This is a genomic window from Dyadobacter sp. 676 (assembly GCF_040448675.1).
Taxonomy (GTDB): Bacteria; Bacteroidota; Bacteroidia; order Cytophagales; family Spirosomataceae; genus Dyadobacter.
On record NZ_CP159289.1, the window covers coordinates 2,265,148 to 2,281,769 of the forward strand.

Consider the following 16,622-nt stretch of genomic DNA (forward strand, 5'->3'; position numbering starts at 1 on the left):
ACCTGATTTTAGAAAGTCACACTGATGCCCGCATTGTAAACCCGGTACACCGGAAATGCCAGGTAACCATCGCCCTCGGGACCGAAGTCGCCGGACTTCATTTTATCCCACGTAACAAGATTTTGCCCGCTCACCAGCACCCGGACCTGGTCGGCACGGATCAGCTTCGACAACGCCAGCGGCAACTTGTAGGACAGCTCCACATTTTTCAGCCTCACGTACGAGCGGTCGTACAGGTAGTAATCGCTCGCCTCGTGGTTCACGGTGCGTGCGAGCGACAATGCAGGCGACGTAATCTTCTCACCCGCTGCGTAGCGCTCCGGTGTCCACGCATTACGGTGGAGCGAACCGAACACGCCGTCGTAATCCGTCTCGAAAACGCCGGTTCCCTCATAAACCGACGAGTAGTTTCCAACGCCTTGAAAGAGCAGGCTCACGTCGAAATTTTTGTAGGTAAAGCCGGCTGAAACGCCGTAAATCGTAGTCGGAATAGTGCCGTTACCCATGGGTGCCTTGTCTCGTTCGTCGATCTTGCCGTCGGCGTTGAGGTCCTGGTAACGCAGGTCTCCGGGCCTGGGTGTGCCAAAGCTGTAAGTCAGGTTACTGTTATCGATCTCCTGCTGCGAATTGAAGAACCCGTTGCCATTGCTGTAATCCACCCGGTATCCGAACGTCTGCCCGAACGCATACCCCTCCTCCCAATTACGATAAGCGTAATCCTCGGTTTTGCGCGCCTCGTTCCAGCTGATGATCTTGTTTCTGGCATAGCTCAGCATAAGTCCGGCATGGACGGAAAAGTCTTTTGTGAACATTTTGGTATAACCCACATTGATATCCACGCCTTTGTTCTCGAAAATTCCGGCGTTGATTTTAGGGTAATTGTCCAAAGGAATCCCCTGATAAAGCGGGATCGTCGACAACGCCCCTACCACCATATTATCCATCCGCTCCCTGAACACATCCACGGAAACCGACCATGCATTCATCAAACCGAAGTCGATGCCGTAATTCTGTTTTTTGGAGATTTCCGCCCGGATGTTCGGATTTCCCACCTGCCCTTCCTCGACAAGGTATTGCAGCGAACCGATCGGTCCGCCACCTTTGACGGTCACATTGTCCAGATAGGCGAAACGCATGAGGCCGCTCTGGTCGTTGGCGGTTTTACCGTAAGAAGCGCGGACTTTCAGGTTGGTCAGGAATGCATTGTTCCTCAAAAATGACTCGTTCGAAACGACCCAGGCGGCCGAAACAGCCGGAGTGGTGGTATAACGCACGTTCCGGGCATATTGCTCCGAACCCGAGTAGCCCAGGTCGAACTTGACCAGATAGCGGTTATCAAAACCATAAGAAGCCTCGAAACCGCTGCTCACACGGTTGTAGGGCAGCATTCCGGGCGAGGAATTGTCGGCCTTGGTGAGGTTCTGGTAAAACATATAGGCCATCGCGCCCACCCGGTGCCGTCCGAAGTCGCGCTTGTAGTTCATCGCGATGTTGTAGGTAAGGTGGTAATAGTAGGAATGCGATTTGGAGTAAGCCAATGGCGTGTTGTTTTGAGCACCTTTTTTAGTAAATACCAATGCCGAGTCGCTGGTTTGTACCCATCGTTCATAGTCCTGCTTGGTGGAAAGGCTGCCTACGGAGTTGGTCTGGTAGGCCATGGTCCCGGTCAGGTTAAGGCCTTTGGTGAGAAAACCCATATCGAGGTCGAGGCCGAACTGCGATACGATGTTGGTAACGGTGTGCCGTGTGTAGCCTGTCCGGTTGAGCATCCCGTAAGTAGGCGACTCCACGCGTTCGGTTGTGACGACTTTGCCGCCCGCATCGAGCACCTCGCCCGACGGACTGGTTACTGCTGGCGTTACCGGGCCATAAACAGTCGGCGGGATCTGGAAAATGCTGCTGTACACTTCGGCATTGCTTGCGCCGCCCGGAGTGCGCTCTCGCTTTACGTTGCCCGCGAGGCGTATGAATGCTTTCAGATACCGGTTGAGGCTCATATCGATGTTCGACCGGTAATTGACCCAGATATTATTCGCATTCGGGTCGTAGCGTGCCTGATCCGTTTTGAAATAACCGCCCTGGTGCATGAAATTGATATTCGAGAAAAACTGCACTTTGTCGTTACCTCCCGTGACGTTCACGCTCGCGCGCTGCATGGCCGCGAAGTTTTTGAGATAGCGGCTATACCAATTATTATTCGGGTACAAATCACGGTCCCGGCCCGAACGGTAACCTTCGATCTGCTGGGGACTGAAAAGGTAATTCGCGCCCAGGCCATCGTTAAATGCCGCCTGGTTCCGCATTTCGGCGTACTCGGCCGAGTTATAGAAGGCCGGTTTCGTGGTAACCTGCTGCATTGACTGGTCGAACCGCGTCTTGATCTGCAATGGACCCCTCCGGCCACGTTTGGTGGTGATCACCAGGAGCCCGTTCGCACCCTGAATGCCGTACAACGCCTGAGTCGAAGCGTCTTTCAGCACGGTGATGGATTCAATTTCATTGGCGGTAATGTATTCCAGCGTCTGATTGCTGTTGTAGGCGTTGATAATACCGTCGATAATCACAAGCGGGCCATTGGTACGAGCGGCAGAAAGGCCGCGAACGTACAGGTTCGTGGTCGCGCGGGAGAGTTCCGAAAATGTCTCCTGCGTCGTCAGTCCCGAAAGACGCCCGGCCAGCGTCTGCGTCAGATTAGCTACCGGTGATTTTTCGAGTTCCTCCCCTTTCACGGTCGACACCGCCCCCGAAAGCTCGGAGCGCGACTGGGCTGTGTAGCCGAGTTGTACTACCTCGTCTTTTCTATGCGCGTCCCATTTCAGCCGCACTTCTATTTCCCGCTTTTCCGGAACAGCGATTGTTTGATTGCCGTAACCATTATGCGAAAACACCAGCGCGCGACTACCGTCGTCGACCGCCATCGTAAACTCGCCACTGATATTGCTAACGGTGCCGTTCCGGCCGTTTTCGGAGAGAATAGTCACGCCTGCGAGCGGCTGGCCGAATTCGTTGCGCACAATGCCGGTAACCGTCCCGGTGAGCTCCTGCGCATGGAGCTGCATAACGGCAAGTATACCAACCAGCACCGGCATTATTTTCGATTTGATAAAATGTATCATAAATCCTTGAAAGCTAAGAGTCTTGAACCATTGATATTACCAACCTGGGTTTTGCCAGTCGGCCCCGGTAATCGAGCGGAGGCGATTGGCTTCGTTCAGGGGGATGGGCACCCAGAGGAACTTGTTGGTGTAGTTCTTGCGCTCGGTTGCACGCACGGGCCTACGGGTGTACGTGAAAGAACCGTCGGCCTTGCGGGTAATTTCCATGGCTGTCACCCAGCGGTCGGTTTGCGCAAGGTCACCGGTAGGTTTCGACCAGCGGCGCAGATCGAAATAGCGGTTTTCTTCCATCGCCAGCTCCACCCGTCGCTCGGCGCGGATGCGTTTGATCAGCTCCGCCTTCGAAAGCGAGGCGGGTAATGCCGGCATCCCGGCGCGGGCGCGGATTTCGTTCACGGCCTTCGCGGCGTCCGCCAGTTGTCCGGCCTCGGCGGCCGCTTCGGCGAAGTTGAGGATCACTTCGCCCAGCCGGAACAGTTTCCAGTTGGCCCCGGCGATGGGATTATCACCGCCCGAGTTGGGGTGCAGGAACTTCCGTTCGTAATAGCCCGTCCGCGTAGCCTTGCGTACGCTGGGGTCGATTCCCGTCTGCGGTTCGCCCTTGTAAGTGGCAATCACGCGGGTACGGTTACCGATCGGGGCAGGGTAATTTTCCACCGATTCCGGTGCTTCGGCGAAATTCCACATGGCCTTTCTTTTCGAACCATTGTAATAAATGGAAGCATAAAAACGCGGGTCGCGCTTCGCGTATGGATTTTTGGGATCGTAGGTTTTGTTCGCCGGGTTATAGTTCGGCTGCAAATGCTGCTCGTCGAGATACGGTTTGTCCAGGTTCAGCACCGGCTGGCCGTCGATGGTCTCGTAGGCGTCCACAAGCTCCTGCGTGGGGCATGTTCCCGATTTGTAGCCGTCCTGTGATCCGATTCCGTCGATATTCCAGATATTCCCCTGGTTCTCCCGGCTCTGAAAGATGGTTTCACGGTCCACCGGATTGGGCGCATATTTCATCGTCTGGGTGAAGTACTCATTATACAGCGCGGTCTTCTCATTTTTATCGGGCCCGAGGAATGCGACGTCGGAAAGGTAGGTCTGCGGCAGGTTCACTTTGTTGTACAGCTCATAACCGTTGGCCCGGAGATTTTCCAGCGACGTTTTATTAACCTGATACGCTTCCTGCCAACGATCCTGGCCCCCGTTATTCAACGGACTGGCGGCGAAAAGGATCATTTTGGATTTGATCGCCTCGGCCAATGCCTTGTTCACACGGCCGCCCTCGCTGTCGGTGGTAATGCGCCATGGGAGCTCCGCGGTATTCAATGCCACATCGCAATCTTCCATAATGAATTTGACAACCTCATAATAGCTGGCTTTCGTCACCGTCGAAAAGTCCTGCTGAAAGTCGTAGGGCTCCCGCTCGATCGGCAGCACGGCACCGAACCATTTCAACAGTTCGGAATAATAATAGGCCCGCAGCAAATGCGCCTCGGCTTTCCATCGGGCGCGGTCGGCCGGGTTGCGGACGGTGGCCTTGTCGATACGGCTGATGAAGATCGTGCAGTTGCGGATGGCGCTCCAGTAACGTGCCCAGTAATCGCCATTACCCGCATCGGAACTGATGTTTGTGATCGGATGGTTGCCTGCCGAGGCATCGCCATTGTACATCCGTCCCGACATGATCCAGGATTCGGCCTCGGCGTCGGTGTCCCACGACTCGTCGCTCCAGTTCACCGGACCCCTGCTCCAAAAGAAGTAGCGCGTGCCTTTCACGGGTATATTGGCATAGCAGCTGTTCAGGAATGCGCCTGTTTTGTCGTTATCGGCAAAAATCTCGTCCATCGTCAGCTTGCCGTCGGGCGCCATATCGAGCACGTCCTTGCAGGAAGTAACGGTCAGCGACGCCAGCGTGAATGCAAAAAGTAAAGTTCTCAGTTTCATATGGGCGGCTGCTTGTTAGAAAGTGATGTTCAAACCGAAATTGGCCATTTTGGTAACCGGGTAACCCAGCGAGGCGTCGTTTTCGGGGTCGAGGTGGCCCATTTTTAAATGAGCCCAGGTGAAATAGTTCTGCGCGCTTACGTACACCCGCATTTTACTCACGCCAATCGCTTTCAAGGAGCCCGCCGGCAGCGTGTAGCCGAGTACCAGGTTTTTCAGCCGCGTAAACGAGCGGTTCATTACGAAGAAATCGTTCGCGGTGTGATTGGTGTTACTGTGCGTGCTGAGCGCCGGATAGGTGATTTTTTCACCGGCGGCATAACGCTCCGGTGTCCAGGCCGTTTTATGATAATCGAAATAGGTTCCCCGGATAATGTACTCATACACACCCTGCTGAGAATAATTGCTTGAATATTTGCCTACACCCTGAAAGAATGTGGTCAGGTCGAAACCCTTGTATTCGAAAGTAAGCGAGAGACCGTAAATCACGCGGGGGATGTTGGAGTAACCGATGGGCGCCTGGTCCTTGTCGTCGATGATGCCGTCTTTATTCAAATCCACGTATTTGAAATCACCGACGCGTGGCTCCCCGAAGCCGTAGGTAGTGGTTTTAAGGTAACTATCCAGCTCTTCTTTCGAATTGAAATATCCGTTGCCATTGCTGTAATCGATCTTGTACCCCCACGACTGGTTGAGCGAAAACCCGGTGGAGCGGTAACGGTAGGCATAACTCTCATCCCGCACCGATTCGTCGAGAAACTTCACGGTGTTGTGATTATAGCCATAATTCCCTGAAACCATTACCCTGAAATCCTTCGAAAACGCCTTGTTGTAGGATAATTCGATTTCGTAACCCTTGTTGTCCACGAGGCCCATGTTCACTTTGGGAATATTGCCGAGCGGGACACCCTGGAATTCGGGCACCGTCCCACGCGAGATCAGGATATTGCTCCGGCGTTCTTTGAATACATCCACCGAAAGATTCAGGTCGCGCAGGATTTGCAGGTCCAGCCCGTAATTCTGCTTTTTAGCGATTTCCCAGGTGATGTTCGGGTTGCCCAGCAAGCCCTGATTAATTGTCTGACCCAATCCCAGGCTACCCAGCGGGCCTTTTGTCCCCCAGGGTAATATCACTCTGGTACAAAAACCGTGCGGTGCCCATCTTGTCGTTCCCCACTTTTCCATAGGAAGCCCTTAGTTTCAGGTTGGTGATATAGCGGTTGTTTTTGAGAAAACGCTCGTTGCTGATAACCCAGCCAGCGGAAAAAGCCGGGAAAAAGCCGTAACGGTGCCCCGGCGCAAACTGTTCGGAGCCATTATAACCCATATTGACCTCCGCCAGATAACGCTCGTCGTAAGCATAGGTCGCGCGGGCAGCCACTCCGAGGACGTTATAAGGAATTTCTCCCGCGGGCGTTTCCCAGGTATCGCGCTGGCCGAGGATCATGCCCGTCACATCGTGCTTGCCGCCGAAAACCCGGGCATAGTTGATCGAACCCTGCATATTGATATTGTAACGCGAGTCGGCACCTTTCGTGAGCGCGAGCAACGATTCGTCCGAGCGCTTTACGGCATAGCTCAGCTGGTCCTTCGCCATATCGATTTCGGCCAGGTACAACCGCTCCGATTTCTTACCCTGCATGGCCGTAGTGGCCTTGGAATCGTACGAAAGCATTCCTTTAAGACTAAGACCTTTGGTAACGACATTGCTCAAATCCCATTCCGCACCGAAAGAAGCATTCAAATTCGAACGTACCTCATTGCGCGCACCCATACGGTTCATGATTTCGAATGCGGAGCGGTCCATATACCCGGGGTCCACGATCTGCCCCGGAGCTACGCCGAAACCATCGATGGTGGTGGGGCCGGGCGTAATGGGCAGGATCGTTTGTGCCTGGTAAATGAGGTCGCTCATCATCCAGCCCGTGTCATTGTTATAAAGCCAGGCCGAGGGCATATTCACCTGCTCGATGTAGCTCCCGATGTTCAGGAATGATTTCAGCGAGTTGGTTACCTTGTAGTCCAGGTTCGCACGGAAGCTGTAACGGTCCATTTTAGCCGCAGGGTCATAGCCCAGCACCGATTTAGGTTCGGTATTGAGGTTACCGCCCTGGTGCAGGAAGCCGCCGTTCACAAAGTAGGATACCTTGTCGGTTCCGCCGGTAACGTTCATGTTAACACGCGTTTGCGGGGAATATCGGCGGATGTATTCGCGGTAATAGTCATGGTCCGGGTACATATATTGCCTTAGCATCGCCTTTTTGGCATAATCGGGGTCGTTCGGATCGAGGCCCGCAAGGGGATTGGCATATTTGGCCATCGTTTCCTCACTGAATGGCAGGGGTGTAATGCCGTCATTTCTGGAAGCCTCGTTGCGAAGGGCCATGTATTCAAGCGAATGCAAGCGCTCGGGCTCGCGGGTGAAGGACGAAAAGCTCTGTTCGGCATTGATCGTCAGCTCATTCTTACCTGCACTGCCTCGTTTGGTGGTAATCAGGATCACACCATTTGCCCCTCTTACACCGAAAACAGCAGTTGCGGAAGCATCTTTGAGGATCGAGACAGAGGCTACTTCGTTGGCATCGAGCGTACGGATGTTATCGCGGGGCACACCGTCGATGAGGATCAGCGGGCTGCGGCCATTGGTGGTGGCCGCACCGCGGAGGTACATCGTCGCGTCATCGCGTCCCGGCTGGCCCCCACCCGATTGGATGGAGGTCAGGCCCGGTAAGCGCCCCGACAAAGAGTTGGCCAAGCTTGCTGATGAACTCTGCTGCAATACTTCCGACGTAACCGACGACACCGAGCCGGTCACTGATACCTTTTTCTGCTCGCCGAAACCCACGACGACCACTTCTTCCAATGCTTTTTCATCGACTTTCAAAGTAATATCCAGGCTGGTGGCATTGCCTACCGGTACTTCCTGGCTGATGTAACCCACGAAACTGAATATCAAAACGTCCTTGTCTTCCGGCACCGAAAGCTGATAGATGCCTTCGATATTCGTAGACGTACCCACCGTTGTGCCTTTCACCACCACGCTTACACCCGGCACCGGTTCCCCTTTTTCATCGATTACTTTGCCGGTTACTTCGCGGTCCGCGTCCTTTGGAGCCGCATTTTGTATGGTTTCCGTTCTGAACGAAGTCTTTTTCCCGGCTGCTTTTCGCAGTAAAATAGTCTTTTTGGAAACCTTGTAATCGATCCCGAGCGGCCCAAGCAGTGTTTCCAGCACCGTATCCAGCCGCTGGTTCTGCGAATCGAGCGATACCTTGCGTTCGGCGTGGATCACTTCGGCGCTGTAAATAAAACGGACCTTCGTCTGGAGCTCTATTTTTTCCAGGACTTTCTCCACGTCCATATCGTTAACGGATATAGATATACGCTTACTCAAGATCTCCTGCGCACGCAGGTCTTTCGCGAGTGCGAGCTGCACACAGAGCATCCACAGCAAACACGGGACAATGCTGATTTTCATGATCTGCCAAATGATCTCCTTGTAATGTTTTCCCATAAGTAAAAAAGGTTAATGAAAGCTATTCGCAGCCGTCCGAAGCGACGCTCACCACACTGCCGCGCGTTTCGTACCGGGCATTCACGACCGCGCAAATGAGGTCGAGCTTTTCGTACACCGGCTCATCCCCCAGTACGGCCGTGAGTGTGCAGTGCGAAATGGCTTTCGGGTCGTATTGAATGCGTATGCCGTAAGTTTTTTCCAGCACGGCGAACACATCCGACAGCGGCGTTCGCCTGAATTCGAAGTCCTGGCTTTCGGCCGGCAAATTGAGCAGTACCGGCTTTTCCACGGTTCTGGTAACCATATTCTGGCTTTTCCGGTTAAATGTAACCTGTTCGTTTGGTTTCAAAACCAGCCTTCTGCCTGCCATCACCTCGCTTTTCCCTTGCGCCTCCAGAGCCGACACCTCGACAAACCCCGTTTTAACAACCAGCTCCACGTCGTCGTCCCCGTCATTTGCCTTAATACTGAAACTCGTGCCCCTGACCTTCGTTACCATCGAGCCTGCGTACACCAGGAAAGGCTGTGCGGGGTTTTTGACCACCTCGAAAAAAGCCTCGCCACGAAGTGTTACTTCCCGCCGATTTGCCGCAAAAACAGCCGGATAGGAAATGCGGGCGTTCTTTTTAAGCACGACCGAACTGCCATCCGGCAGATTTACCAGTTGGAAGGCGCTCGTACGGTTGTGAACTTCTATGGGCGACGGCGCCGTCGGACCGCGCAGGCTCGCCACCATGGCCGGAAGGTTTCGCAGGCCCTTTTTCTGATGGAACAATCCAAGAACCATTCCCAGGGCAAGCAAAATCATCGCCGCCGCTTTGAGCCAGTTGCTTTTCCACCAGGGCAATGGGCGCGTGGCGTCCCCGGGAATCGCATTCAGTATTTCGCTTACCCGCGACTTAACCTCGGCCTCCGGCAAAAGGTCGAGCTCGCCGCGTACCGCCAGCAGTATTTCCTTTGCCTGGTCGATGTTCGCGAGCTGGCCGGGATGGTTTTCGATCACTTCACGCCAGAATTCCTCCCGTTCGCCATGATACACCCACTGCTGGAACGCCAGGTCTTCGAGCCAATCCTTCACCTGGAACCGACTATAATTATTCATGGATTTTCTTTAACTATCTGCTTTGATACGATGAGTAAATCGCCGGCAAATAGTACCCATGGGTATCAAAAAAATTTCCGAAATTTTTCAGTACCAGGAGAGTTCGCCGCACAACGCAAGGAAAATCGCCGCATGCTGCCAGTATTCGCGAAGTTTCTGAATACCGTATTGCAGGTAATTGGCCACCGCCTGCCGCTGCAATCCCATCACGGTCGCGATTTCTTCATACGAAAGGTTTTCGTAGTATTTCAGATAGAGAGCTTCTTTCTGGCGCTTGGGCAGCGCTTCGATGGCCTTTCTCAGCCGATGGCTGGTGAGTTGGTCCGTTTCCTGAACGATCCAGTCGGATTCGGGCGAAATGTCGTCCTGCACGTCGTCGTCGCGGATGTCGGAAAACACCGCCTGCCTGCGGATCCGGCGGATCAGATTGTTCCGCAGCGATTGAAAAAGATAAGGCTTGATAGCGGCGATGTAGGAAAGCGTTTCCCGCTTTTCCCAGATTTCCAGGAACAGATCCTGGAGGCAGTCCTTGATCAGATCACGGTCCGCGGTAAATCGGGTCCCATAGTGATAAAGCGCCGCGTAATTCAGCTCGGTAAGCTCGCCGAACGCGCTTTTATCCCCTGCACAAAACTGCTGCCAGCGTGTGATCAGATAGATTTCGGGAGAACGTTCTGAATTTTTCACAGGATCAGGAATAGTCAGCGGTCTGTAATACGCTCATCGATGTCCGGCAAATGCGCGGCATCGGTACGTAAATATCTGTACTGACTACCTTTCAACTATCCTGCCCTATCATGCTTTTATTTAAAAATTTCTCCGATTTGGTCAATATTTACACCGAGCACCTTTTGGGCAATGGCATTCAAGGCAGCTTTATCGCCTTCGAAATGGAATGTACTCTGGCGGTGTGTAATGGCCTCGCCTTCTTTCAGCGCCTTCACGGACGAATTCGATTCTAATTCATAAAACGGTCCCATTTGCGTGCCGTCGGCCAGTTTGCCGTCGTTGTAGGCATTCAATGCATCGCCATCGTAAGGGTCTTTATGCAGCTCCCAGGTCGATTTCATGTACCGGCCCTGCGGATCGAGGTCGTATTGGATAATCGTCAGAATGCCTTTCCCGGCATCATAGCTTCCGGCTACATTCCGGGCCGATTTCGGCGCGATACCAATTTTGCTGCGGTGCTTGCCGTCGGCTTTGAGAAACAATATCGAGTCTTTGATAACAAGCCTGTCCGAGGGAATTTTACCGAAATAGTCGTCGGTAATGAGCGGCTTTTCGGACAATGCTCTGGAAAACGGGGCGATAATGGTGGTTTGGTCCGACGGCCGGAACATGCCGAGGAGCCAGATGCCGAGCATTCCGGTCTCGGGCTTCCATTCTTCGCCTTTGTTGGTCACTGAATTAATGGAGCGGTAAGCAACGGCTTTAACGCCATTAAATGCTGGCAGACCGAGCAGATCGGCCATATTTTCCTTTGTCAGCATCTCGATCTTCCGGCTGATCGCGATCACGAACGTCTTGCCCGAGTAGTTCTCGATCATCGCGTCGATTTGAAACTTCACCGAAGACGCATCCGACTCAATCGCTTTATAAGCAACCGTATCGATCAGCGCCGGCGTTTGCCAGTTTTCGAAATCGAAACGCTGCCCTTTTTTGAAATACACCGAAAACTGACCGCCCTCGGGAGAAAGCCAGAAACGTTCCTCACCGCCAAAACCATTCATATGCGGCCGGTACTGCCCGCTTTCAATGAGTTTGTAATTGATCCAGCCGTAACTGTTACCGACGTTACCATCGGCCGTGCTAGTCATCACCCGGCCCTGATAAGCCGGGATGACAATGGCTTGTGCTTCCGCATTGTCCGGCGCCGAGAGCACCACTGCTTCTTGGTATTTCTTCAAAAATGCCAGGTCATGGCCAAATGTACCGGCTGCCTGCGTTTGTGCTGTTTCCAATTGGTTATGATCACTTTTATGGTCCGACGAACAGCCCTCGGCCGCCATCATCGCCGTCAGCAATACCGGGTAATGCGCTTTCATGGCTATTCTTTCAAATAATTGCCATAACCGACGATCAGCACCGAAAGGATAATCACCAGAATACCGATGATAATCGAAGAAATGGTCTTCTTAGTTACTCCTTTCCACTCTTTCAGGACTAGTCCCCACGAGTTGGCGATGAGAATAATGAATGCCATGTGCAGGATCCACGAGCTCGGACCGTTGCCCAACTTGCTCTCGCCCATGCCGTAAAAGAAGAATTGCAGGAACCAGGTAGTACCGGCCAATGCGGAAAAAATATAGTTCGAGAGCAGCGGCGTCGACGGATCGGTATAGTTGCCGAAAGTTTTGTTGCGGGCATTGAGCAGCATGCACCAGATGAAATTGGTGGTAAGACCGCCCCACAGGATCACGACATAGGTCACATTGTTTTGGAATAAAAATTCACCCTGCCCCGGATTGGCCGCTTTCCAGATCTCGTTCGCTTCCTGGGCCATCACCTTTCCGGCGTCGATCCCGAATGCGAAACAGGCACTGAGAATACCCGAAATAATTGAAACCGTTAAACCCAGGCCGATTTTGAACTCGGTATTATCCTCGGCGGCACGACCGGCCTTTCGAAGGTCGGCGTCCTTCATTGCGCCCGCTTTCCCGCAAATGATAATCCCTATCACGCACACCAGCAACCCGGCGAGCACCCATTGGCCCCAGGCATTGCTGAAAAGCATGGAAATCGTGTCCTTACCCGGCTGCGGGTTGAATTCGTAATACACCGAGGGGATCAATGCCCCGAAAACCGAGCAAAGCCCGAGGATGATCGAGCTTCCGAGCGCCACACCCAGGTAGCGCACGCCGAGCCCGTACGTGAGGCCGCCAATGCCCCAGAGGACGCCGAAAAAGTAGGTAAGGAAAAGGATACCGCCGTTGGTATGCGCAATGATTTCGGTATAACCGGGAATGGTCAGATAAGCCGCCAGCGGCGGGACGATGAGCCAGGAGAAGAGCCCGCCGACGATCCAGTAAGATTCCCAGGCCCAGCCTTTGACCTGCTTGTAAGGAATATAAAAACTGCCGGAGGCGAAGCCACCGATGAAATGGAAGATAACACCCAGAAGAGCTTGCATGAATATTTTTCGAATTTTATCATGTAAGAGCGTTCTTCCGGGTATCTACTGCCAGCCGCGGCAAGTCTTTCGGGCTTAACTGCGCCTATTCGCCTACCACAACCTTCCTGACAGCACGCACATTACCCGCTTTAAACTCCACAAGGTACAATCCGGCGGGCCATTGCGCGGTGGATATTTGCTGCGTTTCGTTGGCACGGATAGCGCGGTTTTCGAGCATTCGCACACCACCCGCCGTAAGCACATCGAATGTGCCGGTTTGGGAAGAATATACTTTGAAAAAATCGACCGAAGGGTTTGGAAAAACCCTTACCTCGCCCGCATTGCCCGGCTCCATACCCGTAACAGACACAGGTAGTATATTAATCAGCAAACGCACACCACCGGCATTGTTGCCGATAGCCACGTCGGGCTTTTTATCTCCGTTCAGGTCGGCGACGGCCAGCGAGAGGTAGTTGCCGAAATTTACATTGCCCGGCTTGCCATTAACGCTCACGATGGCGCTGGCGCGGTCGTTCCACTTGCCCCAGTCGGCATTATGGAATACGCGGATGGTCCCGGTATGATCGACGGTCGCGAGGTCGGGCTTGCCGTCGAGGTCGAAATCGGTCACGGCTACCTGCGGGAAACGTCCGGCGAAATTAATATTCACGCCTGCGAATGCGTCCGTTTCGAGCTTGAAGGTGTATTGTTTGCTCGTACCGGTGTTGGCATAGTAGTACATATTGCCCTGGGCTTTTCCTACGAGCAGATCCAGGTCGCCGTCGCCGTCGGCATCGTAGAAATACGGCGAATCGCCCGTTTGCAATTCCGCCGGCAATGCGATCGTCACCGCGTCGGCCAGGTTGAGTTGCACCGCGCCGCCATTGGTTCCTTTGTTGGGAATATAACGGTATTCAAGTTTCAGGGTTTGGGAAGCCGTTGCGGCGAAACCGAGGTCGGGAACGCCGTCGCCGTTAAAGTCCGTCCATTGGGGTTTGATATTGTAAACCGAGAGCTTCGGAAGCAATTCGAGGTAATCCTGCGATTCGAATACAAAACTGGGCGCTGTGGCCGTGCCTGTGTTTCTCAACAGCCAGAAACTTCCCTTGAACCCGCCAACATAGGGCATTCCGCCCGTACCGATGAGCATATCCAGGTCGCCGTCGCCGTCGATATCGAAAAAGGCCGGCGCGGCGTTCTCCCCGACGTCGATCATCTGGTCCTGCAAAAAGTTTTTCCTTATGAGTTTAAAAACGGGCTTATCGCTCATGCCCTCGTTGTGGTAGTACCATCCCGAGGATTTGAAATCGGTCATATTCGCGTCGCTAGCGGGAAGGCTCGGAGCGATCAGCAGGTCTTTCGCGCCGTCGAAATCAACATCTTCGTAAAAGCCGGCCGGGAAAATGTGGAGTGTTACCGGGTCCACCGCAGGATAAGTGTTGGTATAGCCGGTGAAATTGGCAATGATGCCTTTGGCGGAGTTGGACAGGAAGGAAATATGATCGTTGCTTACGTGACCGGCGAGCAGATCTTTGGTGCCGTCGCCGTTCAGATCATGCAGCAGAATGGAATTGCCCGCGTGCAGGATGCGCGCGGGTGCGGCCTCCCGCTTCGAGGGATCCGTAACGACGCCACAGTCGACACCCACCACGAAATCCTCGCCGTCGCCCTTGTGAAAATTGCCCCAGCAATCGCCGTTCCGCTGAAAAACCGGGCTGGCCTGCGTTCCCAGGCTGTCGGGGACACCGAATTTTTCCATGCTAAGGTTCTGGTGCAGTTCTATATAGGTGCCCGAAAAATCGAAGGTCAGCAAATCGAGGTCGCCGTCGTCGTCCACATCCGTAATGGCCGGTATATCGGTGCCCGACACCTGCATGTTGATATTGCCGGAGAAGCCTTTGGTATACAAAACTTCCCGCATTAACTTCCACGACCATACATTACCCGTTTTGACCTGCCGATAAACCACAATTCCCAGGGATGTGCTTGCGAACAAATCTTTCAGCCCGTCGCCATTGTAATCGGCGAGGATCATCCAGTTGTCCACCTGCGGGAAAAGCGTTTCGTAATAGGGCGCATGGATGAAGGTCTTTTTACCGGCATTCAGGGGATCAGGCCCGGCGACGAACGTGGCGATTTTGCTGTTCGTACGATCGTAAACGACCAGGTCCTCGTCGGCGTCATTGTTCAAATGCATTTTAAGGAATTGCGAGGCATTGAGGCCGCCCGCCCAGGGATTGGTCATTTTCATCCCGCCGACCGACACGCCGGTGAGCGTGTCAAGCCTGAACCACGCCTGTTGGGCCAGCGTTGCAGAGGGGTTGTAAAAGCAAATAAGGCAGAGTATAAAGGAGGTAAATTTGGTTCGCATCGTTGAGGAATATTCTATTAGTTTTGCATGTTTCCGCGGACGCCGCGCGGGCTTGTTTGTCCTAAACCTAACGAAATAAGCCCGTATAACTTTATAACGAGCCGACAATTCATGTATACTTCCATAGAAACGCTTTACGATATTTACCGCAAAGGCACCAAAGTTTCCACCGACACCCGCCAGATCACCGAGGGCTGCATTTTCTTCGCATTGAAAGGCGATAAATTCGACGGTAACCAATATGCTGCCGAGGCATTGCGGAAAGGCGCCGCCTACGCGGTAGTCGACGATCCGGCCGTCGCGGACGGCGACCGCTTCCTGCTCTTCGAAGACGGCCTTGCCGCATTGCAGGACCTGGCGCGGCATCATCGCAAAACGCTGGAAATCCCGGTGATCGCGCTGACGGGCTCCAACGGCAAAACCACCACCAAGGAGCTGATCGCGAAAGTGCTTTCGATGAAGTTCAACACCTACGCCACACGGGGAAACCTGAACAACCACATCGGCGTACCGCTTACGGTCCTTTCGATCGACCCTGCGAAGCATGAGATGGCCGTGATCGAAATGGGTGCCAACCACCAGCAGGAAATCGCATTGCTCGCCAGCATCGCGCAGCCGACGCACGGGCTCATTACCAACATAGGCAAGGCGCACCTGGAAGGCTTCGGTGGTGTGGAAGGCATTATCAAAGGCAAAGGCGAGCTGTTCGACTACCTGTCCAAACACAAGGGAACGGTGTTCGTGAATTCAACGCACGATGTGATCATGGAAATGGTGAGCAAGCGCCGCGCCTTCGGCGAAATCGTGTTCTATTGTTCGGAAAACAGCCCGATCAACCCCTCGCTGATCGAAGAGAACCCGTTTGTCGTTTTCAGCAACGGCGGCAAGACGGTAAGCACCCATTTGCCCGGAAGGTACAATTTCGACAACATTTGCGCCGCGCTGGCCGTTGGCAAGCACTTCGGCGTAACCGACGAAGATGCCTACGAGGCGGTAGCGGGTTACGAACCCGACAATAACCGTTCACAGATCGTCAAAAAAGGTACGAATACCGTCATTATGGATGCCTATAATGCCAATCCGTCGTCGATGGCCGCGGCCGTAGCCAATTTTGCACGCATGGAAGCACCGCGGAAAATCCTTATTCTGGGCGATATGTTCGAGCTGGGTGACGCCGCTCCGGAGGAACATTTGGCTTTGGGGAAACAAATTGCCGGTGAGAAGTTCGACGTCGTAATACTTGCCGGACAACTCATGCGCCACGCATTACCGGCGTTGCCGAAGGCCTACTATTTTCCCGACAAGTTCTCGCTGCATAACTGGATTATGGATAATCCCCAGGAAAACACCTATTTCCTCATTAAAGGATCACGTGGAATGTCGCTGGAAACGGTGCTTGGAGTAATGCCCGGTTGATAATTTATTATTACAGTTATTATTAGTATAATTATATTGCGATAATTTATAGC

General features: G+C 53.5%; 10 protein-coding genes. 1 reads left to right on the top strand and 9 read right to left on the bottom strand.

From position 1 onward, the window contains the following. Nucleotides 1–8 precede the first annotated feature (8 nt). The 9 genes from ABV298_RS10100 to ABV298_RS10140 all read right to left on the bottom strand — a co-directional run bounded on the left by ABV298_RS10100 (nt 9) and on the right by ABV298_RS10140 (nt 15,153). Entirely contained in the window at nt 9–3,116 is a 3,108-nt protein-coding gene (locus tag ABV298_RS10100) for a SusC/RagA family TonB-linked outer membrane protein (protein ID WP_353722001.1), read from the bottom strand. A gap of 36 nt (nt 3,117–3,152) precedes the next feature. Beyond that, nucleotides 3,153–5,051 (bottom strand): RagB/SusD family nutrient uptake outer membrane protein, encoded by a 1,899-nt coding sequence (locus ABV298_RS10105; RefSeq protein WP_353722002.1) that lies wholly within the window; start codon nt 5,049–5,051, stop codon nt 3,153–3,155. Between the two features lie 15 nt (nt 5,052–5,066). Then, the gene (locus ABV298_RS10110) at nt 5,067–6,236 is read right to left on the bottom strand and encodes a hypothetical protein (protein ID WP_353722003.1); all 1,170 of its coding nucleotides are present in this window, start codon (nt 6,234–6,236) and stop codon (nt 5,067–5,069) included. Continuing rightward, entirely contained in the window at nt 6,148–8,565 is a 2,418-nt protein-coding gene (locus tag ABV298_RS10115) for a SusC/RagA family TonB-linked outer membrane protein (protein ID WP_353722004.1), read from the bottom strand. The genes ABV298_RS10110 and ABV298_RS10115 overlap by 89 nt, the downstream gene beginning before the upstream one ends. 22 nt (nt 8,566–8,587) lie before the next feature. Continuing rightward, entirely contained in the window at nt 8,588–9,670 is a 1,083-nt protein-coding gene (locus ABV298_RS10120) for a FecR domain-containing protein (protein ID WP_353722005.1), read from the bottom strand. A gap of 87 nt (nt 9,671–9,757) precedes the next feature. Further along, nucleotides 9,758–10,357, bottom strand: a complete 600-nt coding sequence (locus ABV298_RS10125; protein WP_353722006.1) for a sigma-70 family RNA polymerase sigma factor — start codon at nt 10,355–10,357, stop codon at nt 9,758–9,760. Between the two features lie 116 nt (nt 10,358–10,473). After that, nucleotides 10,474–11,715 (bottom strand): DUF6786 family protein, encoded by a 1,242-nt coding sequence (locus tag ABV298_RS10130; protein WP_353722007.1) that lies wholly within the window; start codon nt 11,713–11,715, stop codon nt 10,474–10,476. Nucleotides 11,716–11,717: 2 nt separating this feature from the next. After that, nucleotides 11,718–12,800, bottom strand: coding sequence for an L-rhamnose/proton symporter RhaT (gene rhaT, locus ABV298_RS10135; protein WP_353722008.1), 1,083 nt, complete (start codon nt 12,798–12,800; stop codon nt 11,718–11,720). 85 nt (nt 12,801–12,885) lie between these two features. Continuing rightward, a complete protein-coding gene (locus ABV298_RS10140; RefSeq protein WP_353722009.1) occupies nt 12,886–15,153 on the bottom strand; it encodes an FG-GAP-like repeat-containing protein in 2,268 nt (755 codons plus the stop codon). 111 nt (nt 15,154–15,264) lie between these two features. Between ABV298_RS10140 and murF the strand changes: the two genes are divergently transcribed. Further along, on the top strand, nt 15,265–16,569 hold the full coding sequence (murF, locus tag ABV298_RS10145) for a UDP-N-acetylmuramoyl-tripeptide--D-alanyl-D-alanine ligase (protein WP_353722010.1): 1,305 nt from the start codon (nt 15,265–15,267) through the stop codon (nt 16,567–16,569). Nucleotides 16,570–16,622 lie beyond the last annotated feature (53 nt).

Excerpts from the sequence above, each read along its gene's own strand:
- ABV298_RS10105 (WP_353722002.1), bottom strand. The coding sequence starts at position 5,051 with ATGAAACTGAGAACTTTACTTTTTGCATTCACGCTGGCGTCGCTGACC.
- ABV298_RS10110 (WP_353722003.1), bottom strand. The coding sequence starts at position 6,236 with ATGGAAAAGTGGGGAACGACAAGATGGGCACCGCACGGTTTTTGTACC.
- murF (WP_353722010.1), top strand. The coding sequence starts at position 15,265 with ATGTATACTTCCATAGAAACGCTTTACGATATTTACCGCAAAGGCACC.
- ABV298_RS10130 (WP_353722007.1), bottom strand. The coding sequence starts at position 11,715 with ATGAAAGCGCATTACCCGGTATTGCTGACGGCGATGATGGCGGCCGAG.
- rhaT (WP_353722008.1), bottom strand. The coding sequence starts at position 12,800 with ATGCAAGCTCTTCTGGGTGTTATCTTCCATTTCATCGGTGGCTTCGCC.
- ABV298_RS10140 (WP_353722009.1), bottom strand. The coding sequence starts at position 15,153 with ATGCGAACCAAATTTACCTCCTTTATACTCTGCCTTATTTGCTTTTAC.
- ABV298_RS10100 (WP_353722001.1), bottom strand. The coding sequence starts at position 3,116 with ATGATACATTTTATCAAATCGAAAATAATGCCGGTGCTGGTTGGTATA.
- ABV298_RS10120 (WP_353722005.1), bottom strand. The coding sequence starts at position 9,670 with ATGAATAATTATAGTCGGTTCCAGGTGAAGGATTGGCTCGAAGACCTG.
- ABV298_RS10115 (WP_353722004.1), bottom strand. The coding sequence starts at position 8,565 with ATGGGAAAACATTACAAGGAGATCATTTGGCAGATCATGAAAATCAGC.